Here is a 26,368-nt window from a genome sequence, read left to right as displayed (position 1 = left end):
GAACCGTAATACCTGTAATCATAGCTTGATCATTCAAACATCTGCAACCTGTTTTCGTTCTGAACTCCTACATAATAACTTGGGCAACAAAGTTAACAAACGGTTGCTCGTCAGTGCATCGCCCAAATTCCATGTTGTTTCTTCCACTCCGTACACCTGCCCCTTCTGCACGGCTGGAAGTGCTCGCCAGCTTGGACTCTGCATCAACTTCTCTGTGGCCTGCCTTGCAATAACCTCCTCAGGAAGCAAGACAAATATATGATCACCCGCATACTGACGAATCGCTTCAGACGAAATCTCCTTATACGCTCTGCCCGCCACAAGCGCCTCCTTCACTTTCGTAACGGGTCTGAATCCCATCGGATGATACAAGAGTGAGGCCAGACCAATATTGCCCATGACAAATAATCGGGCACCCCGATGATAGGTGAATACGGACGCCGTTTCCCCGGGTTCAATTGAAGCATGAATCTTCATCCACATCTTTTCCATGCGTTGCTGATAGGAGGAGAGCCATTTCCCAGCTTCTGATTGCTTGCCAAACCAGCTTCCCACCCTACAAATTCGATCTTCCAGCGTTGCATGAGAGTTATATGCCAGTGTGGGTGCTATTCGGGAAAATTGTTCATATTGTTGTTCGTTAGTGCTATCGAAAATGATCAGGTCTGGTCTCATCCGGACTGCCTCTTCCACATTAACCGGGGCAACCGCATCATAGGCCTGATCTCCTAATAAACCAATACCCAGCACTTGCAAATCTCCACCGGAATCACCATAAAACATAATTCGCTCGGGCTGTGACGGAATATTCACATCATGACCCAACCAATCCTGAACCAGTGTTTGTTGCTGAATAGATCGATCATATTGACGGGGCGATAATCCGGTCATTTGACGAAAACGCCTGCTAAAATAATACTCATCCTTAAAACCCACCCGGGTTGCTATATCCCGAAGTGGTTCATCGGATTTGCGCAACCAATCCTTAGCATGTTTAATTCGTACATGGTTCACATAATCAAGCGGCCTGTGGCCTGTTAATTGTCTGAACAAGTTTGTATATTGCACTGGTCGGATATCTGCAAGACGGGCCAGTTTCGTTACTGTGATTTCTTCAGCGTAATGATCTTCTACATATTGAATTGTACTGTGTAGTCTGGATTCCATACTCTGCTCTGTTTTTGGTGAAGTGTACCGGGTGATGATCATCTCCATCCATCTCTGAAACTGTGCATTCAAATGGCTATATTCAGCATCTGTTTGATAATCCCGAATGGCATACAATTGCTCCAACAGCCCACTTAACGGGGCATAAGGATAGCCATTCAATTGATTTCTATGTTCGAATACAGGGCGCGTATACTGTTCCGGATCTCCTGTCAACACATGAATAACATCAAATGATATCACCATATATTTCAATTCCAATCGGTTTCCATGTTCAATCTGGTACCCTTCACCCGGAGAAAGCGGGTAAACACATCCGGTGGTAAAAGGAAACTGTTCATATCCTATATATAAGCGACCTTCCCCTTCTTCGCAGATCAAAAATGTATGTTTATCACATGCCACTTCCAGCATCACCTGTTCTGGTTGTTCAATTCGTTGTTCCAGATGATCCAGCCGAAACATGAATGCTGAAAAATACAACCCTCTGGCATCGGCATTCAAAGCCTGCATGGTGGTTCACCTCGTTTTTTAAAATGAGAATGATTATCATTATATCTGTATGAACTGATTATAAGCGAGCTTTTGTCATTAATCCAGATCTGGCTGTAATCAGCACAAAAAAGAGCTTTCAACGAAAAGTTGAAGGCTCTTTTATAGTCGGCATTTTCGTTCTTAATCCAATACAATATTATGATGTATCTATCCATAAACGACTATTGAATCATCTGTTTTGGCAACTCTTTCAAAAGCCATTCTCTTGAAGTCGCATCACTGGAAGCTTTGACTAGATCGAAGCGATATACTTTTCCTTCTTTTACTGCAGGCAAGCTCTTCCATATCGTACTATCAAGCAATTCTTTTGTAGACTGCTTGGCATCATCCGTCACAGGATCAAGAATAAACACCCGATCACCTGCAATTTCAGGCAGCTTTTCAGTAGAAATTTCTGCAAAGCCCATTCCTTCATCTAAAAGCTTCTGAATTTCCGCGGTTGGCTTCATCCCGTCTTTTCCATACAACAACTGTGGCAAGCCTGCTCCCGCCATGACAAACAGACGATTACCTGGATACATGGTGAACACCGAAGCCGTTTCGACTTCTTTCAATTCATTCTCATAAAGCTGTTTCCACATTTCTTCTGTCGCTTTTTGATGAGCTGTAATCCACTCTTCAGCTTCCTGCTTTTTGTTCAACAGATCGCCGAGTGTTCTCATACGGTCTTCTAATGATGCAAAGGAATCAAAAGTGACCGTCGGAGCGACCTTCGAGATCTGATCATATTGTGCCTGATCACTATTCGAGAAAATGATCAGATCGGGATTCAATGTAAGTGCCTTTTCAACACTCAACGGGAAACCTACATCTTCTGCCTCGATTACCTGATCATCGTATACGGTTCCATCCTGCCGAAGAATACCTACAGGCACAACGCCCAACGCAAGCAGATCTCCTGTAACTTCACCATGATAAATCACACGCTTTGGCGTAACCGGAACCTCAACTTCATGACCTGTCCAGTCCTTGAACATCCGGGTTTCACCCTCATTGTTATCCTCGGATGCCGTCTGTTCCTGATTGGACTGATCCACGTTTGTCTGTGTTTCATTGACCGCCTTGGAATCATCCGTTCCAGCAGATGGAGTTGAAGCCTGATTTCCGCAAGCCAGCAGCAGAAGGGACAACCATGTTACTGTCAACAATACTGCCGTATTTCGTATACCCTTTTTCATTTCTATTTCTCCCCCTAATAAGTGCTTCGTTCCCATTTCCCAATGATATTGATTATCATTATCGAATAATATCATAAAACAGGATTTACCCTAATCTCAATGGACAAAATGAAATATCTCATTTCAGTTTTGTACAAAAACTAAAATATTGGCTCCATTCAAGTATTCATGAAGTGTTTTCCCCCTATACAGCTCGGGATTGACGTGATAAATTAATGAGTACTATATTGCCATCTTTAATAACCGGAGTGATGTATAGCATGACTAATCAACCTAACCTGTCGGGTCGTTCAGCCTTTACCATACCTACATCCGATGTAATGACACAGCTTCCAACGCAATTTTTTGCTACCCTTGTTCAAAATGTAAATCGCGAAATTGCAAGTGGTCACGACGTAATCAATTTGGGTCAGGGGAACCCGGATACACCTACACCGCCCCATATTGTTAAAACACTGCAAGAGTCGGCAGAGAACCCGCTCTATCACAAATATTCGCCTTTTAGCGGGCATGCTTTCCTGAAGGAAGCCGTTGCAAAGCGTTACAAGGAAGACTACAACGTTGACCTGGACCCCGAAACGGAAGTTGCGATTTTGTTTGGCGGAAAAACAGGCTTGGTTCAGTTGCCTCAGGTATTGCTCAATCCTGGAGACGTATGTCTCGTGCCTGATCCAGGTTATCCGGATTATTGGTCCGGTGTGGCACTCGCGAAAGCGCGCATGTCTTTCATGCCACTGCTGGAGTCCAATGCATTCCTGCCTGATTATGAAGCAATCTCTACCGAAGATCGGGAAAAGGCCAAGCTGATGTTCCTGAACTATCCCAACAACCCAACATCGGCCACCGCCCCGCTTTCCTTCTATGAGGATACGGTAGAGTTTGCCATTCAAAATAAAATCGTCGTAGCCAGTGATTTCGCCTACGGTGCAATCGGATTCGATGGGCATCGTCCAGTGAGCTTTTTACAGGCACCAGGTGCCAAAGAAGTGGGCATTGAGTTCTACACATTATCCAAAACGTACAATATGGCGGGTTGGCGTGTCGGTTTTGCCCTGGGCAATGCAGATATCATTTCCAAAATCAATCTGCTGCAGGATCATATCTACGTGAGCCTCTTCGGAGGCATCCAGGCCGCTGCTGCGGCTGCACTGACCGCTTCCCAGGAATGTGTCACTTCACTGGTTGCACGTTATGAATCACGTCGTGACGCTTTCTATGACGCACTCTCATCCATCGGCTGGAAGGCCCCTAAACCGGGAGGTTCCTTCTTTAGCTGGCTGCCTGTACCTGCAGGCTTTACTTCTGCTTCCTTTGCTGACGTGTTACTGCGTGAAGCAAAGGTCGCGGTCGCACCGGGTATTGGTTTCGGTTCACATGGTGAGGGCTATGTGCGCGCAGGGCTGCTAAGTGATGAAAATCGATTAAGGGAAGCTGCGGAGCGGATTGGCAAGTTAAATTTATTCAAGTAATTTACAGGTGCATAACCCCTTTGCATCTGCCAAGTTTCCATGGTATGTTATAAGGAAATATTGAACGAAACGTGATGACGGGACCAGTACGAGAAGATCAGCCGCGCCCAGAGAGTAAATTCCATCGGGCTGCAAGAATTTACCGCGGCTTCTCTCCGAAACCTACCCCTGAGCGGCCTGTGATGCACAGGACAGTGCCTTCTGTTACAGGGCATGAAGCCGGATGATCCAATCATCAATAAAGGTGGTACCGCGGAAGTAACGAACTTTCGTCCTTTTTAACTAAAAGGGCGGGAGTTTTTTTTGTACCCAACGGTCTGATCCAGGGTCAATGATTAATATTGTTTAAGGAAGTGAAAACATGACCTCACGTATTGTAGTTAAGATCGGAAGCAGTTCGCTTACTACGGAAGAAGGCGGGCTCGATCGAAGTTCCATTACTTTTTTTGCTAGAGAAATTGCCGCCTTGGCTGAACAAGGACATGAGGTTCTTCTGGTTACTTCAGGAGCGGTAGCTGCCGGTTTCCGGGAGATCGGTTACCCCCAGCGTCCCAAACAGTTGCATGAAAAACAAGCCGCAGCGGCTGTTGGGCAAGCTTTGCTGATGCAGGCATATCAACAGGCTTTTGCAGCGCACCGCGTTACTACAGCACAAATTCTGCTCACCCGCACTGACTTTCACAGCCGAAAACGTATGGGCAACGCGGGTATGACCGTGGAAGAGCTGCTCAAACAGCGCGTCATTCCAATTTTCAATGAGAATGATACCGTGTCTGTCGATGAATTGAAGTTCGGAGATAACGATCTTCTGTCTGCTCTGGTAGCAAATCTGGTCAAGGCACAGCACCTTGTCATTCTTACAGATACCAACGGCCTGTACACGGCTGATCCACGCAAAGATCCAGCTGCCGTACGTTATGACCGTATCCCGGAGATTACAGCAGAAATCTACGCCTATGCCGGCGGTTCGGGATCATCTGTAGGTACGGGCGGCATGCGATCCAAGGTGGGTGCAGCCAAAGTGGCAACGCGTGGAGGCGTGCCTGTTTTTGTGGGAAGTGTGAAGGAGCCTGGAGATATGCAAAAAGCGGTTGATGGGACCGGAAAAGGAACGTATTTCGAGACTCGTCTTGCCGCTCTCTCTCGTAAAAAGCAATGGCTTGGTTTCATGTCTACACCGCTCGGTACCGTCGTTGTGGATAATGGTGCCGAAGAAGCACTTGTCCATGGCGGCCATAGTCTCCTGCCTGTAGGCGTCAAGCGCGTACTGGGCACCTTCCATGCCGGAGACGTTGTAGAGGTACTGGGCATGGATGATACCTTGCTCGGTCGTGGCATCGTTAATTATGATGATGACCAGTTGCGACTCATCGCAGGACTGCCAAGTGGCGAAGTGATGAAGCAGCTGAATAGCATCCATCGACTTGAGGTTATTCACCGGGACGAGTGGATTACGTTAAAATAGAACACCTTTATATATGGGAGGAATTTATGATGAGTGAAGTCAGAGAAAAAGCGATCAAGGCCCAAGCCGTGGTTCCGCAGCTGAATCGACTGAGCACAGAACAAAAAAATAACGCGCTACTGGTCATGGCAGACGCATTGATTGCCCAAGCGGATTCCATTATTGCAGCAAACGCGGATGATCTGGAACGTGGCAGACAGCAAGGCACTCCAGAATCGATGCTGGATCGCCTCGCTCTGAATAAAGATCGTATCGCCGGCATTGCTGAAGGATTGCGTCAGATTGTAGACCTGCAGGATCCAGTCGGCGAAGTACTGGAGACATTCACTCGTCCGAACGGATTGCATGTTGAAAAATTGAGAGTGCCCATCGGTCTGATCGGCATCATCTATGAGGCTCGTCCAAATGTTACAGTAGATGCAGCCGGACTATGCCTCAAAACAGGCAACGCTGTACTTCTGCGGGGGGGTTCCTCTGCCCTCTCCTCCAATCGCAAAATTGTGGAGGTGCTTCATCAGGCACTGGCGACAACAGACATGCCCGCTGACGCCTTGCAGCTTGTTGAGGATGCAGACCGCTCCTCCGTGGACGAAATGCTCAAGTTGAATGGACTGCTGGACGTCATCATCCCGCGCGGCGGAGCCTCACTGATCCGTAATGTGGTCGCCAATGCAACAGTACCTGTGATCGAAACCGGAGCAGGTATCTGTCACACCTATGTGGATGAATCTGCCGATCCGGTCATGGCAGTGGAGATTGCGATTAATGCCAAGGCACAGCGTCCATCCGTGTGCAACTCCATGGAAACCTTGTTGCTGCACGCTGTTTACGCGGAGGAGCATCTACCGGCTATGGCTGAACAACTCCGTGAGGCGAATGTCTTGTTGAAGGGTTGTGACACAGTGCGCCGTCTGGTTTCCTCTGCCCTTCCTGCGACAGAAGAAGATTACGCGACAGAATATAATGATTATATTTTAAATATCCGTGTGGTTCAGAACCTGAATGAAGCGATGGAACATATCGCACGTTATGGCACAAAGCATTCAGAGTGTATCGTCACCCGGGATACCAGCCACGCAGAACGTTTTTTACATGATGTAGATGCAGCTGCTGTATACCATAATGCTTCCACACGTTTCACAGACGGGTTTGAATTCGGGTATGGCGCTGAAATTGGAATCAGTACCCAGAAGCTGCATGCTCGTGGACCTATGGGTCTGCCTGCACTGACTTCAACTAAATATCGTATCACTGGCAATGGACAAATTCGGCAATAATTTCGCAGCTACAGTTATATAGGAGGAACGATAAACATGAGTCAAGAACAACAGACGCTATTACAACAGAAGATTACTTTTCACGGAGCAGGCGCGATGGCTGAAGCCATCGTGCGGGGATTGATCTCCCGCTTTGTCGTTCGTCCTCAGGATATTACAATGCTGAACCGCAGCAACCAGAAACGTCAGGAGGAGCTCAGTACCCGTTATGCCGTACATACCGGAACTGCTGCACATTCACTGGATCATCTCGCCGCTTCTCCGGTTATTGTACTCTGCATGAAACCGAAGGATGCCGCCGCAGCTCTGCGTGAACTGGGGCCGCTCCTGTCACCGGATCAATTAATCGTCTCCGTTATTGCGGGATTATCGATCCGTACGATGCAGACGCTGCTGGGGCGCAAGCAACCAATCGCCCGCACCATGCCAAATACATCCAGTACAATCGGGCTCGGCGCAACCGGACTTGCCTTCTCTGAAGAAATTACGGATGAACAGCGCAGTACAGTCATGACGATGTTCGAAGCTGTTGGAATCGTGACCATTGTGCCTGAAGATAAACTCGAAGTGCTCACAGGTATTTCCGGAAGTGGTCCGGCTTATGTATACTATTTGATGGAGGCTATGATTGCCGCAGGTATTCGTGGCGGCTTGTCCAGCCAGCAATCCCGCGATCTGACGGTTCAGACCGTGCTGGGCGCATCACGTATGGTGCAACAGACCGGTATGGAGCCGATGAAGCTTCGTAGTGATGTAACGTCCCCGGGAGGCGCAACCCAGGCAGCTCTAAAAACGCTGGACGAGGGAGATTTCTTTGAAAATGTAATCGCAGCCGTCAACCGCTGTGCAGAGCGCTCACGGGAGATGGGAGCTGCTTTGGAAGGGGATTTAAAATGAATAACATGTGTACAGCCACATATCGTCTGCATGATGATCGTGCAGATTTTCGCAAAAAGGCTGAGTCCATTGCTGTCGGCATGACCGTTGGCAGTTGGACCGAATTGCCTCAAGCCAAGCGTGAGGCAATGCAAAAACATCTCGGTGAAGTCATAAGTGTAGACGTACATGAGGCCGAGGGCATGGCCCCAGGCGAGCGTTACGCCGATATTACGATCGGATATCCTGATGTGAATTTCAGCCGTGATATTCCTGCCCTGCTCGTGACAGTCTTTGGCAAAATCTCAATGGATGGACGCATCAAACTGACAAAGCTAGGATTCTCGGACGGCTTCCTCAGCGCATTCCCCGGTCCCAAGTTTGGACTGAACGGGGTTCGTGATCTGCTGGGTGTACACGATCGTCCACTGTTGATGAGCATTTTCAAATCGGTCATTGGGTTGGATGCAGATGAGCTGCGGGAACAGTTTATCCGCCAGGCTCTTGGTGGAGTAGACTTGATTAAGGACGATGAAATTCTGTTTGAGAACAAGCTGACTCCGATTGAGAAAAGAGTGGAGGTTTGCATGCAAGCTGCCGAACAGGCACGCAAGGAGACGGGTAAGAAACTTCTTTATGCTGCAAATTTGACCGGACCTACATCACGCCTGAAACAGCAAGCTGAACGTGCCATTAGTGCAGGAGCCAATGCACTGTTGTTCAATGTCTTATCCTACGGATACGACGTGCTACATGAACTCAGTAGTGATCCCGACATCAACGTACCAATTATGGCTCACCCTGCGCTTGCAGGTGCACTGTATCCTTCACCACACTACGGTATCTCGGCTTCGGTCCTGCTGGGTCAGCTGATGCGGCTTGCCGGAGCGGATCTGGTGCTCTTCCCTTCTCCTTACGGATCGGTCACGATGCCGAAGGAAGAGAATATGGCAATCACGGAACAATTGCTGTCACCGGGACTGCCGGTCAGAACCAGCATGCCTGTTCCTTCAGCGGGTATACATCCAGGGCTTGTACCGCTTATTCTGCGCGACTTTGGCACCGATGTCATCGTTAATGCCGGCGGAGGCATTCATGGGCATCCTATGGGCACGGAGGCAGGCGGACGGGCATTCTTGCAGGCTATTGAAGCAGCTCAGCGTTCCATTCCGCTGGCACAGTATGCTGCCGAGCATCCAGAACTGAAAAGTGCACTGGATCTGTGGGGTGGCGAACGATGAGAAGTGATAAAAAAACGGTCATTTTCTGTGATTTTGATGGCACCATCACCCTTTCGGACAATATCGTAGCGATTATGAAGCATTTTAAGCCTGAAGGTATTGAAGTGATTATGAAAGATACGATTGAACAGCGAATTTCCCTCCGCGAAGGTGTTGGAGCCATGTTCGCTCTGTTGCCTTCTTCACAAAAAAATGAGATTGTGGAATTTGTACTTGGACAGGCTGGCATCCGAGAAGGGTTCAGCGAATTTCTTGCATACGTTCGGGATGAGGGCATTGAATTCAATGTCACCAGCGGTGGAATGGACTTTTTTATCGAACCTTTGCTTGCTCCATTCGATATTCCAAAGGATCACGTTTATTGCAACGGGACCGATTTCACAGATGAATTCATACGTATTGAATGGCCTAATCCATGTCAGCCTCCTTGTGAGAACGGCTGCGGCATGTGTAAAACGACGGTTATTCGGACATTCCCGGAAGAACAATATAATCGTATCCTTATTGGCGACAGTTTGACGGATTTTGAAGGTGCCAAAATCGCCGATCTCGTCTATTCCCGTTCCATCCTGACGGATAAATGTATAGAGCTGGGTGTGGATCATGTCCCATTCACGACCTTTTACGATATTATGGAAGATATGAAACAGAAGCAAACACAAGGAGTGCTGTAAAGATGGGTTTTGAAAAGATTACATTGGAACATAAACGCCAGGTCCTCGAAGAGCTGGCTGATATCAAAGCGCTGTTTGCCAGCCGGAACTGGTTCCCTGGTACAAGTGGCAACCTGTCGATGCGTGTGGGCGATTTCGACCCGGAGCAATTTTACTTTGCGGTTACTGCATCAGGCAAAGATAAATCTCTCCGTACACCGGAAGATTTTCTATTTGTGGACAAGCATGGCAAGGCCATTGAAACCACAACCCTGAAACCAAGCGCCGAAACGTTAATTCACTGTGAAATCTATCGTTTAACCGGCTGTGGCGCGGTGTTCCATGTGCATACCGTATTTAACAACCTGATCAGTGAGTTCTTTGGAGCAGATGGACACGTACCGATTCAAGGAATCGAATTGATCAAAGCTTTCAACATCTGGGAAGAAAATGCGGAGATTCGTGTACCGGTCCTGCCTAATTTCGCAGATATTCCATCCATCGCTGAATTGGTGCCAGGTGTACTTGACGCTAACGTACCGGGAATTTTGCTGCGTAATCATGGTATTTATGCATGGGGTAAAGATGCTTTTGAAGCGAAACGTCATCTGGAAGCGTTCGAGTTCCTATTCGAAGTGATGTACCGTCAACTTCTACTAAAGGGTGCTACCAAATAGCAATTATTCATTCGAAATCAAAACTGCATAAAAAAACACGTCAAAGGTTATAGTCATAGCCCTTGGCGTGTTTTTGGTTTATAGGAAGTACTCGTTTCCAAATACCGTTTGTGTATAGTTGCTAATGAATCCTATAGTCGATCATCCCGATCCTTGAACAAAAAGAGGCTGTCTGCTCCATCATCATTTCGATGGACCGCACTATTCGTACTCGCCCCTCGCTGCTTGCCGAACAACAGCTTCAGACCGCCAAAAATAAGCAGCAAGGAAACAATAACGGTATTCACATACGAACGAATCTCGTAGGTCATAAATACATTAGGGAACATCTCATTCAGCTGTGGAATGACCAGGCGGATAAACAGATAGTACAGTCCCAACCCTGCAATACCGAATCCGATCAGGCGCTGGTGGCGAGCCCAATCCTTGAAAATGGGTTGATCGGTCAGCGGTTCACGGCCGTAACGACTTGAACATTGGAGTCCGTCAAAGAAGCTGTAGAACCAGATCAACGGGATCATAAACAGGAATACCGATAACCGAAGCAGGTCCAGAATATAAATGCTCCCGAGAAACAGGAACATCAATTGCATGCCTCTTTTTTGCAGCCCCAGATACAGATGACCCGCACCCGGAAAAGCCGATAACAGCGTTGCAAGCACTTTACTGCGTCGTCCAGATGCCCTGCCCATCTCTAATTCCTCGAACAAGGTCCGATCCTGCAGTACCTCACCGGCCTGCTTGCGATGGACGTGCTGAACCGCATCAAACATACAGTACACCCAAATGACAGGCAGAATGAGCAAGAACATCAGAAATACGGATTCATTTGTAATGGAAGCTACAAAAACCATCATGGCAAATGAACCGAAGAACGCAATCAGGAACGATAATCCGCGATGCAACAGTCCGAGATGAAGATGTCCCAGACCTGGAACAAAGGAAAGCAAAATCGTAAAAAATCGTTCGCTATCACTACCTTTTCGATAAAGCGGTTGACCGTAACCCCCTTCGGGGCTACCATACTCACCGCCCTGATGCTGATGTATTCCCTCTTGGTCCATCTCCATCTGTCCCAAGTGGCCTTCCTGATCAGCGTAAACTCCCTGGTATGCCGCCCCCTGATGTGGTCCACTGTAATGTGCGCCATATCCTTGGTATCGGGCATCATTTGGAGATGGGGCACGGAGCAGAACGATAATCATATCCAGCATGCTGACACACCAGAAGAATATGGACCCCAAGGCCCCGAGAATCATTAATTCCCTTTCACTCACCAGAATGGCCAGCATAAAAGAGCCAACAGCTGTCCCAAAAAAGAGTAATGGATAGATTACAGCTCTGGCAGGCCGACCCCAATAGAGAAAACCCAGACCCGGAATCAGGTTTAATAAGAATGCAAGTATTTTGTTACGATCTGATTGCACAGTCGTCATCCTTTCTTTTCAGGCAATGCGAAACAATTTATGGTCTAGGCTTGAAGTGATCCAGCCAGGAAGTGGCTGCTTCCGTCCATTTTTCCGTAAATGACCCCCTGTGATCGCCGTCCTGGAACTTATGATAAGGCGCTACCTTGTCAAAAAGTCCCGAGGAGAGGAAGATTAACGTCAGACAAGCCGCTACGGCATAATGAAACACTTTGTGATCCAGCCAGAGACGTCTTCGTCCAGAACGCGATTTGCGCTTTGGCTTGGAGGATTGCATTTCCGTAATTTGATTCATGACCGAATCGGCGAAGCCTACCGGGTCCTTCAGTTGTGGCAACTCCCGATGAATGCCGAGTGCTTCGAGATAGTTGTCCATCGCTTCGGGAACATCCATAAGCATCTGTTCCATCATACTTGCCTGGTCTGCAGTCATTCGGCCTTCAATATAATCAGTCCATTCCTGGACGGTATACATCCTTTTATTCCTCACGCCACTCATCCTCCTTCCAATGATTTCGAATCCACTGCCGGGCACGATACAGACGGGACTCCACGGTTTTTACTGCCACCTGTGCATCACGGGCAATCTGTTCATAATTTTTTTCGCTTAAGTAATACGCAGTAATAATGTCCCTGTGCTGGGCAGGCAGCTGCTTGATTCGCTCGCGCAACTTCTCCTGACGCTCTTCACGCACGAGGCGGGCAAGAACATCTTCTTCACGACCGGGCATGTTCATTATTTTTTCTTCTCCGCCCAGATCCTCAGCGCTTCGTCTGCCCACCTTGCGTTTGGCATCAATTGCTTTGTGAAAGGCAATTCGGGTTAACCACGTTTTGAAACCTTCGGATCGGTAATCGGGGAGAGATTTAACCATTTGAATGAACGCCTCCTGCGCTGCATCCTGTGCTTCCTGATCGTTCCGCAACACGGAATAGGCCACATGGTACACATGCTGGCTGTACTTTTCGATCAACAAACGCATCTGGGATGTATCGCCTTGGCGGATCTGTTCGATTAAGCGCGCTTCATCAATGACTCTCCCCTCCTCTCCACTACAATAGACGACAACTTGTTTGTTGACCCCTGCGTATTCATTGATTTTTTTTATAAAAAGTTTACACATTGCCTGAAAAGTCAGTTCCACTGGGAACTTAACATGTCTAAATTAACATCTCTATAATCTAAAAAAACAGGCTCAGAATAAATTCCGGCCTGTTTCTGATTTATTCTGAATGAAGTTGTTGCCTAATCTAACATTGGTGTTAACGTCCTCCGTTACGAAACCGCTGCGTATATGCCTTGGCGTCCTGCACATTCTTCACGCGGTTACGGCTCCATTCAAGCAGAATTCGGTCTATATAGCGGAAATGGACTTTACCAGCAAACACCGCTTCCTTCAATGCCATGAGAATAAGTTCCTCCTGATAGCGATCCTGATCCAGCCAGCTGGATATAGTCTCGCATTCCATCGGGGAAAGCGGGCGGCCAAATTCTTTTTCAAAAATAGAGAACATGTTTCGTTCTTCCTCTTCTTTTTGAACACTGTTCGAATCCGGGCGCAATGCATTACTGTCCAGCTGCTGCTTACGAGCAACGGCCATATCCTCTGCTGTACATCCTGCCAGCTTGGCATATAATCCGTGCAGATCATAACGTTCATACTGTATGTCACGCTCTTCATCCCGATGCTCGTCAATATGAATGTACCCGTCTCTCATAAGACGTTGCAGCATTCTGGCGATGCCTTCAGGAGCAAGACCCATACGGGTAGCAAGCTCTTCAAGCGTTGGGAACTCATTGAATTCGACTTGCCGGAATCCAAACAATTGAATCAGCAGAAGCACCTCTGCGTCACTTAACCCCAGCTGATGATAATAGCGCAATAAAGCATATGGGAGCTGCGCTGTCCCTGATGCCATACCGTAAGCTGCTCCATTCAACCAGGCTTTGGAGCCGGTTTCTTCCATGGACTCGCGGTTAAGCATTAAGGGTACAGACGATAGAGCATACGTGGGAATGCAATCGTCTCACGTACGTGATCCAATCCACAGATCCATGCTACCGTCCGCTCCAATCCCAGACCGAAGCCGGAGTGAGGAACCGATCCATATTTACGCAAGTCCAGATACCACTGATATGCCTCTTCCGACAATTGATGCTCATCAAAGCGCTGCTGCATCAGTTCGGGATCATCAATACGCTGGGAACCACCAATGATCTCTCCGTATCCTTCTGGTGCGATCATGTCTGCACAGAGGACTACTTCAGGACGATTTGGATCAGGTTTCATGTAGAATGCCTTGATTCCAGCCGGATAATGTGTGATAAAGACAGGTGTATCGTATTTCTCGGCAATCGCCGTTTCATGCGGAGCACCAAAGTCTTCTCCCCAAGGAATATCAAAGCCTTGTCCATTCAGGAACTCAATTGCTTCATCATACGTAATGCGCGGGAATGGAGCAACAATGTTCTCAAGCTTGGAAACATCACGTCCGATGGATTCCAGTTCAGCACGGCAGTTTTTCAGAACCGTTTGAACCACGTGAGCAATAAACTTCTCTTGCACCCGCAGGCTTTCCTCGTGATCCACAAACGCCATCTCCGGCTCAATCATCCAGAACTCGATCAAGTGACGACGTGTTTTGGATTTCTCGGCACGGAACGTAGGACCGAAGGAGTATACTTTGCCCAGCGCCATCGCTGCAGCTTCCATATACAACTGTCCACTTTGTGTCAGGTAAGCATCTTCATCAAAGTATTTGATATGGAACAAATTCGTCGTACCTTCAGCAGATGAAGGTGTAAGAATTGGAGGATCAACCTGTGTGAATCCGTTACCATCAAAGAACTGCTGAACAGCACGGATGATCTCCGCACGAATGACCATAATAGCGCGTTGTTTCGTCGAACGCAGCCACAGATGGCGATGATCCATCAGGAAGTCTACTCCATGCTCTTTCGGAGTGATTGGATAATTTTCAGTCAGATGGATAATTTCCACGCCAGTAACCGTCATCTCATAACCAGACGCACTGCGTGGTTCTTCGCGGATAATACCTGTTACATACAATGAACTTTCTTGAGTCAAGCTCTTGGCAGCATTCCAGATATCTTCGCTGACTTCACTCTTAACCACTACCCCTTGAATATATCCGGTTCCATCACGCAGTTGTAAAAATTGAATTTTGCCGCTGGAACGTTTGTTGTTAATCCAGGCGCCGATTTTAACAGTCTCGCCCACATGCTCACTCACATTACGAATTACACAATCCGTACTCATGCCCATATCTCTCCTTGGAATCCTGAATTTGAAAATGCAGCGGGCAGGCATATGCCTGTCCCCTGCACTTCCTTGTCATGCTATATTCACTTTACAATTAGATTACAGAGAATTCAATACGATTCGGTGTGTATCTCTTGCAATCACCAATTCTTCGTTCGTAGGAACTACGAGAACGTCCACTTTGGAATTCGCTGTTGTGATACGGCGTGGTTCTCCAGAGCGAATCGCATTCAGCGCTTCATCCAGTTCAACACCCAGGTACGTGAGCTGCTCACATACTTTTTGTCGAAGAACAACGGAGTTTTCACCTACACCAGCCGTAAATACAATCACGTCTACACCGTTCATAGCTGCTGCATAAGAACCGATGTATTTGCGCAAACGGTATTCGTACATCTCGAATGCAAGCGTGGAGTTGGCATCGCCAGCCTCCATACCTTCCGTGATTTCACGCATGTCGCTGCTGATGCCGGAAATTGCAAGAAGTCCGCTATGTTTGTTCAACATGGAGTTTACTTCGCTCACGCTCAGTTCTTCCTTGTTCATCACATAAGGTACAATTGCCGGATCAAGGTCACCACTACGTGTTCCCATCATTAGTCCTTCGAGTGGAGTCATCCCCATGGAAGTATCTACGGATACACCGCCCTGCACAGCAGTTACGCTACCACCATTTCCGACGTGGCATGTGATGATCTTCATATCTTCCAATGGACGATCCAGGTATTCAGCTGCCGCTTTGCTTACGTAATCATGGGAAGTACCATGTGCTCCATAACGACGCACCTTATACTTTTTGTAAAGCACACGTGGAATGGCATACAGATATGCTTTTTCCGGCATCGTTTGATGGAAAGCCGTATCAAAGACCATCACCTGTGGTACCCCCGGCATATTGGATTCAGCCGCACGAATACCCATCATTGCTGCAGGGTTATGCAGTGGAGCCAGATCGAACAGACGGCGGATTTCTGCTTTGGAAGCACTATCAACCAATGCCGATTCCTTAAATGCTTCACCACCGTGAACCACACGATGTCCAACAGCCTGAATTTCATCAACGGAACTGAGCACACCGTTTTCTTTGTCTGTCAGAATGTCAATGACTTTACGAATCGCTGTCGTGTGTTCCAAAATTTCGCTAACTTCCGTAACGTCCTCACGGCCTGCAGGTTTATGAGTCAGAATGGAAGAATCCATTCCGATTCGCTCTACCAGACCTTTCGCCAGTACGGATTCATCCGTCATATTATACAATTGATATTTGAGCGAGGAACTCCCCGCATTAATTACGAGTACTTTCACAGCCGGTCACCATCCTTGTCGTACTTGAAGAATCCTTCGCCTGTTTTAACACCCAGATGTCCTGCACGCACCATTTTTTTCAGGACTGTGGAAGGACGGTATTTCAACTCACCGAATTCACGGAACATTCTTTCGAGTGCAGCTTCTACCGAATCCAATCCGAAACGGTCTGCCATCTCAAGCGGTCCGTGCTGGAAGTTGTATCCGATACGCATAGCGTCATCAATATCTTCAGCGGAAGCGACACCTTCCTGCAATACATGCAGCGCTTCGTTGATTAAGAGACAGATCAGTCTGGACGTAACAAATCCAGGCGATTCATAGATCATAACGCCTTTTTTGTCTGCTACTTCTTCCACAAAACGTCTAGTTTCTTCAAATGTGGAATCTGATGTTTTCAGACCACGAATAATCTCTACAAGATCAACCCGGGAAACCGGGTGAATAAAGTGCATACCAATAACACGCTCTGGGAATTTGGTCGAGCTTGCAAGCTCAGTCAAACTCAGCGTGGATGTATTACTTGCAAGAATAACGTTGCTTGGGCAAACCTGATCGAGTTGACTAAATACTGCTTTTTTCGCGTCCAGATCTTCGGAAATGGTCTCAATAACCATATCGCAAGATCCGAGTTCAGCCAAATGAGCGACTTTGGTAATACGGGAGAGAATCAATTTCTTCTCCGCCTTCGTAATAGCCCATTTCTCCAGTTGTTTATCGAGATTGGTCTCAATCATGTTATATGCATGATCCAGCTTCTCCGTTGTGTGTTCCACCAGAAGCACATCAAGTCCTTTGGCTGCAAGCATCTGGGAAATACCTTGTCCCATCGTGCCGCCGCCGACAACTCCTATCTTTTTGAAAAACATGGTTCTGCTCCATCCTTTCGGTTCTCTATTTCTCTATTGTACCCTGTTCGCCGAAAATTACAAATTTCGACCCAACATATAATAATATCTTAGCACGAGTGAAATGTAAAAAAAAATAACCGACATAAATAAATTATGCCGGTAGAAGGGCGCTGTCACGAAATTGACAACGAAATTGATCGCCAGACAACACTTCTTCCCTGAGCAGCATGTCGAGGGAATTGTCGAAAATTGTCCGCTGTTCTTCAAGCAATCGTTTGGTCTGTTCCATCAGATCTTGCAAGATTAATTTGTTCTCCCGCATCAATTCTTCCGTCGTGACCATATCCATGTTAACAATACCCAACGTCGTGAGCCCAGAAGCCATCATCGTCTGTACCACATTCGTTGCTTGTTCAAAGTCATTACGTGATCCTGTACTGCGTCCACCGTAATACATTTCCTCCGCTGCCGCACCACCGAGGGCAATCATGATCTGCTCTTCTAGGAAACGCTTTGTGTACAAAAATTGTTCTTGTTGCGGGTTATGACGTACATATCCCAGAGCCTGTCCACGAGGGCTAAGAGCGACCTGACTTACACTCCCAGGACGAACCAGTTCAGCCATAATGGCATGTCCCAATTCATGAATAGCCACTCTTTTCTTCTCTTCCACGCTGGATTCGCGGTCCGTCTTCTCACCCATCATTACTTTATCAATCGCAAGAGACAGATGACGCTGTTCAATGTTGAACAGTCCGTCTCTCATCGCGTAAATTGCAGCTTCGTTCATCACACTTTCCAGCTGCGCTCCAGAGAAACCATAGGATTCTTCCGCTGTCTTCTCGAGGCTTACCCCTTCCAAAAGAGGCTTATTGACTGCATGCAGCTCCAGTATGTGTTTTCTGCCTTTCTTATCAGGCAAGTCTACCTGAATATGACGGTCAAAACGTCCTGGACGCGTCAGCGCGCTGTCCAGCATTTCTTTTCGGTTCGTAGCGGCGATCACGAGTATGCGCGGTGTATCGGAAGAGTATATGCCATCCATTTCCGTCAACAGCTGATTCAGCGTCTGATCATATTCACGCTGTTGTCCACCTTCACGTTTTCCACCGATCACATCAATTTCATCAATAAATATAATGGCATTTTCCTTATTTTCTTTAGCAGCACGCGTTCTTGCATCACGGAACAAATCCCGTATTCTTCCTGCACCTACACCAACATACATCTCAACAAACTCACTGCCTGAAGCAGCTACAAAAACAGAGTCGGTATAATGAGCAGCAGCTTTGGCCATCAAGGTTTTACCTGTTCCTGGAGGGCCAGTGAGCAGGATTCCTTTCAAAGGACGAATACCAAACTTCTGAATTTCCTCATGTCGAATGAGAAAATCAAGCGCTTCCCGCAGTTCCTGCTTCGCACTTTCCTGACCGCCGATTTCTTCAAAAGTCAGCTTAGAAGGTCCTTTTTTCTTGCGTTTGCGTTCCTGACCTGCTCCCACGGTAATTCCACCACGCATTTGCATCATGAGCAGCAGAGCTCCCACAAGCATTGCAGCGATCAGAATGGGAATCATATTTACACCGATAAAAGCAAGAAAGATAATCAATATGGGTACAAATCCAATGGCAATTTCTTTCGTCCATTTAGGCATTAGGCCACACTCCTATCTGACCGGACACACGCGGCAGAATAATAAACTTGCTGGCATCTCCATCTCTGAGACTGACATAAACATTATTGTCATCCATGGCTGTATTTACCTTAATCCCATTCGTAGCCATTTTAGACAAGGTCGGTGTAATCTCGGTGTATTGCTTGTTCTCCATAGCCTGAGCTACGGTAAACATGGCGCTACCCCACCAGCTCTCCAGCGCTTCGTTGGAATGATCCACGACATCCAGTTTCAACGAACGCGTGCCAATCAAGGTTTGTCCTTCTTTGTGAATATATTGTACCAACCTGCCCAGATCAACATCCGGCTGCAGATCGAGTTTCAACTGTACATCATTGCGGTTAATAGTTAATTGTACATCATTGACTCCAACATACTGGGTAACCATCTTTTCAATTGGGCTTTGCACAGCCACATGACGATATACAAACCAACCTCCAAACAACACAACGGCTGAAATGACGGCAGTTAGAGCAATAGGCAATACTTTTATCTTCAAGTGAGTTACCCCTCCTAAATTTTGGCCCATTCTATAGCTTGTAGGCAAGAATATGAATATGTGTACGTAAAGTCCTGTAATGTGTCTAACAGGATTTATTTGCGTATGATGTATCCTTGAATACATATCTGAGTATATCACATCGTATATACAATATCTAAGGCGAAAATATGAATAAATTATTAATTTTAACTATTCAAATCCAAAATGATCAAGAAAACACGTCAAAGAACCGGTCCAGTCGGGTTTCCGTCTGCCGGTTCTTTGACGTATTCTTTTCAAACAATAGTACGTCTGCTAATTTTAGCTATTCGGGATCGTATAGACCAAATCTACCTGTTCCCCGTTACTAAAGCGGTAAAACCGATAATAGTTGTGAGTATCATCGTTATAATACACTTGCCATACATAGATCCCATTCACAACGCCTGGCATGATTCGCTTGATCTCTCCGCCTGGAACTTCTGAGCTGAACCGATTTCGAATCTGAGCTTCAGACATGCCGTTCTTCAACAGTTCACCGTGCACCGCATTGGTCCCCGTCACAGGCTTGTTATTCTCATCGAACTTGATCCACACCATGACATCCTGGTTATCCTTATCTTTGCCGATCAGGGTCCAGTATATGTTGTCTCCGCCGTCTTTTTGCCCCCAGACATACTTACGCAGGTCTTCGTGTGACGTAATACCCAGCTGTTCCTGGGCTGCCTGTATGGCCAACGCCTCTTCCTTGCGCTGATCCTGGGTAACATAGACATAATAACGCTGAAGTCCAAACAGAATCAGAACCAGGAGCAGTAGCGAAATCCATATCCACTTCTTTTTTTTCTTCAAAAGCCGAACTTCCTTTCCCTATGACGCTGCTGTCCTTGTAATTAACGGGCAAGCAGACTGTCAAATGCCAGTTGAGACTCACGCAGAATCCGCTCTTCATCCATCGTAAGACATTCGCCATGTTTAACCACTTGTTTACCATCCACCCACACATGCTCCACATCTTTGGCTGATGCCGAGTAGACCGTATGGGAGATCAGATCCGTATGCGGATAGAAATGGGCTTGTTCGATATTCAACGCAATGAAGTCAGCCTTCATACCTGCTTGCAAAGCGCCTGTATTGTTCAGGAATATGGATTTGGCGCCATACGAAGTTCCTAGCAGAAGTGCTTCCCCTGCTGGCACTGCGGTAGGGTCACCAGACACACCTTTGTGAATCAACGCAGCCAATCTCATCTCTTCAAACATATCGAGGTTATTGTTACTTGCTGGTCCGTCTGTTCCCAGGGACACGGTCACGCCTGCTTTCAGCAAATCAGGCACTCGTGCAACACCCGAAGCCAGTTTCAGGTTACTGCCCGGATTGTGGGAAATTGCTACATCATGTCGTGCGAGAATTTCAATCTCCTCATCATTTAGATGTACCGCATGTGCAACCAGAGATGGACGGGAGAAAAATCCTAGTTTTTCCAGATGTGCAACTGGACGCAGACCGTAATCAGCCACGTTCTGTTCCACTTCGCGAAGCGTCTCAGACATATGTGTATGCAAAGGCAGATTCAGGTCATGAGCAACCTGTACCAGCTTCTCTATGTAATCCGGAGGGCAAGTGTAAGGTGCGTGTGGAGAAATTACGGTTGTAATTCTTCCGTCTGCTTGTCCATTCCATTGACGGGCAAATGCTGCTGATTCTTCCAGCTTGCGCTGTTGTTCTTCTGCTGAGCAAAGTCCGATTACCCCACGTGCCAGAGCAGCCCGAACGCCGGATTGTTCCACCACTTTTGCCACCTGATCCATATGATCATACATATCCAGAAACGCTGTTGTTCCGCCTTTCAACATTTCAAGCACGGAAAGTGATGTGCCCCAATATACGTCTTCAGACGTCATTTTGGCTTCCATTGGCCACATTTTCTCCTGCAACCATACTTGTAACGCCAAATCATCTCCATGGCCTCTCAGAAGCGACATGGCCGCGTGACCATGCGTATTGATCAGACCCGGCAAGAAGAACAGTCCTTTTCCGTCCACCTTTGTCAGACTTTCGTCTCCTTCCGGCAAAGTCTCACCAATATGCACAATCTTGTCATTCTCGACAACCATAAAGCCTTGGACCACTTTCCAATTCGTGCCCTCACTCACGGCAAATTTGCCGTTGTGAATTACCCATCTATTTGTCGTCATCTTCCTCGTCGTCCTTTCCATTCTCCAAATAATAAGCAAGGCTAAGCAGATCCGTCGTAAAATCGGCATGATGAATGCGAATATGTGGCGGGGTCTTCAGGATCGTTGGCGCAAAGTTAAGAATCGCTTCAATTCCTGACTCAATCAGCTGATCCGCAACATTTTGGGCTTCCGTATCTGGAACCGTGATAATACCTATACGAATGTTATCCTTTTTGACCGAATCCGTTAATTCATTCATCGGTTGCACCGTCAGACTATTGATTTGACTTCCAATTTTCGGACCGTAGGCATCAAATACAGCGACAATCTTCATGTTGTCTTTGAGGTAGGCATTGTAATTGGATAAGGCATGTCCCAAATTACCTGCTCCGACAAGAGCTACATTGATCTGCTGGTCTATTTTTAAAATATGGCGGATCTTCTCGATGAGATATGAAACGTCATATCCGATCCCTTTACGACCAAAGTCACCGAAGTAAGCCAGGTCTTTACGAATCTGGGCCGGATTCAAATCCAGTCTCAACCCAAGTTCTTGTGAAGAAACCGTATTGACTTCGCGCTGATGCAGTTCATTCAAATAACGCAAGTAAACAGGCAATCTACGCACCACGGCTTCCGAAATTTTATCTGATTTCATTCATTGCTCCCCCTTACCAAGGCCACGATAGATAGATGAAAAGATGAGCACCCTGTCTAAAACGATGCAAAAAGATTACTGAATTAAACAGGATGCTCCTTGTTATATAATGGATAATTGCTTAAATCACTTCTTTAATCACTTTACTCGTATATCCATGAAACGAATGAATGATATTGCTCAATTTTACCGCCAATTAGTAGCATCATGCAATTGCAAGGTACAGAGCATATCTGTTATTGCTGTTCATCGGTTGGTCTGTCGAGCCATTCCGAGATGCGTGGAACCATCTGCTCCGTGAGCATATGCTCCATTTTGGGACCAGGTAATGAATATAAAAAGTACTTGCCATAATACGCTTCAATGACGCGTGTATCGTATACAATCACAATGCCTCTGTCTTTGCCTGTACGAACCAGCCTGCCAAATCCCTGCTTGAAGCGGATGACGGCTTGTGGCACGGACAGCTTCATAAACGGGTTTTTCTTCTGCTGTTGCAAAAGCTCGCTCTTCGCTTCAACTAATGGATGATTCGGTGGCTGGAACGGCAGTCTGACAATTGCAAGACAAGTCAGAGCCTCTCCGGGAATGTCCACCCCTTCCCAGAAGCTGCTTGTGCCAAGAAGCACCGTCGCTTTCGCATCTTGGAAGCGGCGTGTAAGCTTGGAACGGCTGCCGCTGTCCACCCCTTGCCCTAGCAAAGAGATATCATTACCTGACAAGGCCTCCTTAAGCGGGTCATAGACCTGGCGTAGCATACGGTAGGAGGTGAACAATACCATCATGCGTCCACGAGTCGCGATAGCCGTTTCCGCGAGCGAATGCACAAGCATATCCACAAAGTGGGCATCGCCTACACTGCCTTTTACGCTTGGGAAATCACGTGGAATGACGAGCAGAGCCTGTTCGCGATAGTTGAAAGGTGACGGCAGCATGGACGTCAACAAGCGGTTATTCTCGGCAGCTTCCTGCAAACCCAGCTGTTCGATCATGAATTGAAATGACTTGTCTACGGAGAGCGTAGCCGATGTAAGCACAATGCTTTTCTTTTTATCAAAGAACATATCCTTCAATTGTGCACTGACATCAACAGGAACAGCATACAGTTGCAGTGATTTACTGCGGAACTGCCCGCTAGCCTCCATCCAGTACACGGTATTGGCATCATCCATCCGCATGAAGAAACGTAAATTATCTTTGATCGTTGCCAAATCCTTGAGCAGACCTGAGATATCCGTAATCAGACTATCGGACTGATAATCATCCTGATCTTCTTTCACTTCAAGCAGCAGCTTGTCGCCTTTACGAATCAAATCGCCTAGGGTTACATAGATTTGGTTTTCAACATCCTGCAGTTCCTGCCATTTGGCTGGTTTTTGCGAAGGCTTCAGTCTAAGAGAGAATTGTCCTGTCTCGCCTGGAGAAGCATCGCTACGTTCAGGCAACAGGCCGAACAATGTATCGCTCAGTCGATCCCATATCTCTTTAACTTCAACGGCAAGCGGGAACATCTGATCAATCATGGAGCCCCACTGTACCGAATTTTCATGACCCGACAATTGAGAACGAAGCATCGGCAGTTGGCCATTACGGCTATCTTTAAACAGTCGGGTCAGTGTATGAACCAACGTGAAATATTTCATATGAAGACCAAGGTGCTTACCTGCAACATCCTCCAGATGATGTGCTTCATCAATCACGAGACTTTCGTAGGCTGGCAGCAGCTGGTGTGCTGCTTTGACATCCGTAAACAATTTCGAATGATTCGTAATGACGATATCGGACAGCCCGGCTTCATGTTTGGCCCGGTGATAGAAACATTTGCGGAACCAAGGACAGGAACGTCCAAGACAGGACTCAGACTCGCTCTGTACCGTCTCCCAGAAGTCTCCTCCGCGCCCGCTTAGATTAAGCTCCTCGTCGTCTCCAGTCTCTGTCTGGGTAAGCCAGACAATCATCTGAGCTGCTGTAAAATAATCCTCTTTTGGTGTAGAAAATTCACGTTTATTAATTTTATGCTCAAACTTACGCAGGCACAGATAGTGCCCACGTCCTTTGAACACCGCTGCCTTGAACGGGAATGGAACCACTTGGGTCAGCATAGGAATATCCCGCTCTCTCAATTGCTCCTGCAGGTTGATGGTATGTGTGCTGACCATGACTTTCTGTTCCTGTTTCACACTTTCATAGATGGCAGGCAATAAATAACCGAGTGATTTACCTGTACCCGTTCCAGCTTCGATCAATAAATGTTTCTCTTCATCCAAAGCTTGTCGTACACTGCTGAACATTTGAGTTTGCGCCTCACGTTCCTCATAATGGTCCAGCGTCTCCTTCAGGTTATCTCTAACCTGATCCATAAACTGTTCAAAACTTACGCCTTCCAGCGGGTTACCCTCCCGCTCATCACGTGGTGAGCCTATATCGGTCCAGTCACTCACGTTCAGGGCGAGCTGACGGTAATACGTATGACCATCCAGGTCCTGAATCGGCTCTGCTTCCTTCTCAGTACGCATTCCGTCGAAGAACCAACCCAAGTCACTATCTTCAGGAGCAAACAGGTCACTGAGGCGCTGAATCGTGATCAGCGGCAATGCACGCAGCTCATTGAGACACTTCAGTAATACAAAGGCTGTTGCAAGAGCATCACTGTCTGCCTGATGAGGGCGGTCATGCTGAAATCCGAATTCTGAAGACACATATCCGAGTTGATAAGAGCCCAGTGACGGAAACGTGATCTTCAGGAAATCAATCGTATCCAGAATACGGCCAGTAAACGGTAGGTAACCGCAGCGATCGAGTGCATTTTGAAGAAAATGAAAATCAAATGCAACGTTGTGTCCAACAAGAACAACATCGTCGAGCAACGGAACCATCTCCATCATCATCTCTTCCAATGAGGGAGCATCCGCAACATCTTCATCAGTAATACCGGTTAACCCCGTAATAAACGGAGGAATCGGTACACCGGGGTTCACATAAGAACTATATATTTGAGTTATGCTGTAGTCATGATCTATGATGGCGAGTCCGGCCTGTATAATTTCACCGTCGGACTGCGTGCCGGTTGTTTCGAAATCCAATACGGCAAATTTCATTGCAATGTACGGTCCCTTCCATTCCAGTCTATGTTACAGCATAGCAAAAAAAAGGGCGTTTGAAAATTAACTGACAAAAAAAGGCGGTGTCCCCGCCGCTATGCCAAAGGAGGGAACACCGTCTTTATGCCGCTGAATAGCCTTTAATTCAAGGCAGTCAGCTGATTTGCATATTGCAATTTTCCGCTGTTTAATCGACAGGCTTCCATATTATACAGCGGTTCGGTCAACGTCGGGTCATACTGAAGCGCCTGTGCAAATAGTGAACATGCACCATCAGGGTTCGCAAGCTTAGCCTCGATACAGCCCAGGACGTTACATACCAGCCCCTTCAATCTCGGCGAACCGTTCAGATGCATAATCCGCTGCAAGTGTATTCCAGCTTCCGCGGTTTGTTCCAGGTTAAGATGAGCAAGAGCAAGGTAAAAACGAGTCAATGCACTTTCCGGATAGTCGGTCACAACCCTGGAAAATTGCATAATAGCCTGCGGGTACATTTGCAGTTTGAAATATCCCTGACCGCGACTGAAACACTCCAGATGCAGTTCAGGCAGTGCGGTAACAGCTTCCTGTTCAGGTTCGAGGGAAGCAGGCTTATCCTGTTCCCTTTCTCTTACCTGGCTCATTTTTTCTTCAAACATCAGCCACTCATCAATCATCCCGTCACTCATTCGCTTCAGCAAATTCCACTTTTGCAGCAATTCCTGTTTGTTTAGACCTTCAGCAGAAGGGTAGCGCTTGATAATTTCATCTAACATGTCGTTCATTTCTGCGAAAACATGCTGGAACATCGATGCATCCCCACCCTTGAAAAAATGGATTAGTGCAGTGACCTGTACTCATTTTTTGTA

Annotated in this window: 23 protein-coding genes; 7 read left to right on the top strand and 16 right to left on the bottom strand. The window is 47.1% G+C overall.

All coding sequences use genetic code 11. The annotated features are described in order from the left end of the window. Nucleotides 1-33 precede the first annotated feature (33 nt). Nucleotides 34-1,680 (bottom strand): ABC transporter substrate-binding protein, encoded by a 1,647-nt coding sequence (locus tag AMS66_RS10460; protein WP_053780734.1) that lies wholly within the window; start codon nucleotides 1,678-1,680, stop codon nucleotides 34-36. Between the two features lie 203 nt (nucleotides 1,681-1,883). After that, the gene (locus tag AMS66_RS10455; RefSeq protein WP_053780733.1) at nucleotides 1,884-2,900 is read right to left on the bottom strand and encodes an ABC transporter substrate-binding protein; all 1,017 of its coding nucleotides are present in this window, start codon (nucleotides 2,898-2,900) and stop codon (nucleotides 1,884-1,886) included. A 260-nt stretch (nucleotides 2,901-3,160) separates the two neighbouring features. Here AMS66_RS10455 and AMS66_RS10450 point away from each other — a divergent pair, with 260 nt between their 5' ends. The 7 genes from AMS66_RS10450 to AMS66_RS10420 all read left to right on the top strand — a co-directional run bounded on the left by AMS66_RS10450 (nucleotide 3,161) and on the right by AMS66_RS10420 (nucleotide 10,558). Then, a complete protein-coding gene (locus tag AMS66_RS10450) occupies nucleotides 3,161-4,369 on the top strand; it encodes a pyridoxal phosphate-dependent aminotransferase (RefSeq protein ID WP_053780732.1) in 1,209 nt (402 codons plus the stop codon). A gap of 361 nt (nucleotides 4,370-4,730) precedes the next feature. Next, a complete protein-coding gene (gene proB, locus AMS66_RS10445) occupies nucleotides 4,731-5,834 on the top strand; it encodes a glutamate 5-kinase (protein WP_053780731.1) in 1,104 nt (367 codons plus the stop codon). A 29-nt stretch (nucleotides 5,835-5,863) separates the two neighbouring features. Continuing rightward, complete coding sequence (locus AMS66_RS10440; protein ID WP_053780730.1) at nucleotides 5,864-7,111, top strand: glutamate-5-semialdehyde dehydrogenase; 1,248 nt, start codon at nucleotides 5,864-5,866, stop codon at nucleotides 7,109-7,111. Between the two features lie 36 nt (nucleotides 7,112-7,147). Continuing rightward, a complete protein-coding gene (gene proC, locus AMS66_RS10435) occupies nucleotides 7,148-8,008 on the top strand; it encodes a pyrroline-5-carboxylate reductase (RefSeq protein WP_053780729.1) in 861 nt (286 codons plus the stop codon). After that, nucleotides 8,005-9,228, top strand: coding sequence for a 2,3-diketo-5-methylthiopentyl-1-phosphate enolase (locus AMS66_RS10430; protein ID WP_053780728.1), 1,224 nt, complete (start codon nucleotides 8,005-8,007; stop codon nucleotides 9,226-9,228). The genes proC and AMS66_RS10430 overlap by 4 nt, the downstream gene beginning before the upstream one ends. Continuing rightward, the gene (locus AMS66_RS10425) at nucleotides 9,225-9,902 is read left to right on the top strand and encodes a 2-hydroxy-3-keto-5-methylthiopentenyl-1-phosphate phosphatase (protein ID WP_053780727.1); all 678 of its coding nucleotides are present in this window, start codon (nucleotides 9,225-9,227) and stop codon (nucleotides 9,900-9,902) included. Before AMS66_RS10430 ends, AMS66_RS10425 begins: the two co-directional genes overlap by 4 nt. A 2-nt stretch (nucleotides 9,903-9,904) precedes the next feature. After that, on the top strand, nucleotides 9,905-10,558 hold the full coding sequence (locus AMS66_RS10420; protein WP_036607600.1) for a methylthioribulose 1-phosphate dehydratase: 654 nt from the start codon (nucleotides 9,905-9,907) through the stop codon (nucleotides 10,556-10,558). 131 nt (nucleotides 10,559-10,689) lie between these two features. Here AMS66_RS10420 and AMS66_RS10415 read toward each other — a convergent pair whose 3' ends face one another. The 14 genes from AMS66_RS10415 to AMS66_RS10350 all read right to left on the bottom strand — a co-directional run bounded on the left by AMS66_RS10415 (nucleotide 10,690) and on the right by AMS66_RS10350 (nucleotide 26,284). Then, entirely contained in the window at nucleotides 10,690-11,985 is a 1,296-nt protein-coding gene (locus AMS66_RS10415; protein ID WP_053780726.1) for a hypothetical protein, read from the bottom strand. Nucleotides 11,986-12,022: 37 nt separating this feature from the next. After that, entirely contained in the window at nucleotides 12,023-12,475 is a 453-nt protein-coding gene (locus AMS66_RS10410; protein ID WP_144424467.1) for a hypothetical protein, read from the bottom strand. Beyond that, on the bottom strand, nucleotides 12,465-13,109 hold the full coding sequence (locus AMS66_RS10405; RefSeq protein WP_082350658.1) for an RNA polymerase sigma factor: 645 nt from the start codon (nucleotides 13,107-13,109) through the stop codon (nucleotides 12,465-12,467). Before AMS66_RS10405 ends, AMS66_RS10410 begins: the two co-directional genes overlap by 11 nt. 139 nt (nucleotides 13,110-13,248) lie before the next feature. Then, nucleotides 13,249-13,971, bottom strand: coding sequence for a DnaD domain-containing protein (locus AMS66_RS10400; protein ID WP_236703325.1), 723 nt, complete (start codon nucleotides 13,969-13,971; stop codon nucleotides 13,249-13,251). Further along, nucleotides 13,971-15,266 (bottom strand): asparagine--tRNA ligase, encoded by a 1,296-nt coding sequence (gene asnS / locus AMS66_RS10395; protein ID WP_053780723.1) that lies wholly within the window; start codon nucleotides 15,264-15,266, stop codon nucleotides 13,971-13,973. The genes AMS66_RS10400 and asnS overlap by 1 nt, the downstream gene beginning before the upstream one ends. Before the next feature lie 102 nt (nucleotides 15,267-15,368). After that, the gene (locus AMS66_RS10390; RefSeq protein WP_053780722.1) at nucleotides 15,369-16,574 is read right to left on the bottom strand and encodes an acetate/propionate family kinase; all 1,206 of its coding nucleotides are present in this window, start codon (nucleotides 16,572-16,574) and stop codon (nucleotides 15,369-15,371) included. After that, the gene (locus AMS66_RS10385) at nucleotides 16,571-17,443 is read right to left on the bottom strand and encodes a 3-hydroxyacyl-CoA dehydrogenase family protein (RefSeq protein WP_024630618.1); all 873 of its coding nucleotides are present in this window, start codon (nucleotides 17,441-17,443) and stop codon (nucleotides 16,571-16,573) included. The genes AMS66_RS10390 and AMS66_RS10385 overlap by 4 nt, the downstream gene beginning before the upstream one ends. A 133-nt stretch (nucleotides 17,444-17,576) precedes the next feature. Then, nucleotides 17,577-19,079, bottom strand: coding sequence for an AAA family ATPase (locus tag AMS66_RS10380; protein ID WP_053780721.1), 1,503 nt, complete (start codon nucleotides 19,077-19,079; stop codon nucleotides 17,577-17,579). Further along, complete coding sequence (locus tag AMS66_RS10375) at nucleotides 19,072-19,599, bottom strand: hypothetical protein (RefSeq protein ID WP_053780720.1); 528 nt, start codon at nucleotides 19,597-19,599, stop codon at nucleotides 19,072-19,074. Before AMS66_RS10375 ends, AMS66_RS10380 begins: the two co-directional genes overlap by 8 nt. A 303-nt stretch (nucleotides 19,600-19,902) precedes the next feature. After that, a complete protein-coding gene (locus AMS66_RS10370; protein ID WP_053780719.1) occupies nucleotides 19,903-20,433 on the bottom strand; it encodes a cell wall elongation regulator TseB-like domain-containing protein in 531 nt (176 codons plus the stop codon). Nucleotides 20,434-20,474: 41 nt separating this feature from the next. Beyond that, entirely contained in the window at nucleotides 20,475-21,779 is a 1,305-nt protein-coding gene (locus AMS66_RS10365; RefSeq protein ID WP_053780718.1) for an amidohydrolase, read from the bottom strand. After that, a complete protein-coding gene (locus tag AMS66_RS10360) occupies nucleotides 21,766-22,419 on the bottom strand; it encodes a redox-sensing transcriptional repressor Rex (RefSeq protein ID WP_053780717.1) in 654 nt (217 codons plus the stop codon). The genes AMS66_RS10365 and AMS66_RS10360 overlap by 14 nt, the downstream gene beginning before the upstream one ends. Before the next feature lie 236 nt (nucleotides 22,420-22,655). Beyond that, complete coding sequence (dinG, locus tag AMS66_RS10355; protein ID WP_053780716.1) at nucleotides 22,656-25,517, bottom strand: ATP-dependent DNA helicase DinG; 2,862 nt, start codon at nucleotides 25,515-25,517, stop codon at nucleotides 22,656-22,658. Between the two features lie 143 nt (nucleotides 25,518-25,660). Next, nucleotides 25,661-26,284 (bottom strand): tetratricopeptide repeat protein, encoded by a 624-nt coding sequence (locus AMS66_RS10350; protein ID WP_236703324.1) that lies wholly within the window; start codon nucleotides 26,282-26,284, stop codon nucleotides 25,661-25,663. Nucleotides 26,285-26,368: the final 84 nt, after the last annotated feature.

This window comes from Paenibacillus xylanivorans (assembly GCF_001280595.1).
Classification (GTDB): domain Bacteria; phylum Bacillota; class Bacilli; order Paenibacillales; family Paenibacillaceae; genus Paenibacillus; species Paenibacillus xylanivorans.
The sequence above is the reverse complement of the archived record's forward strand: the minus strand, read 5'-3'. Positions and strand labels throughout refer to the sequence as shown.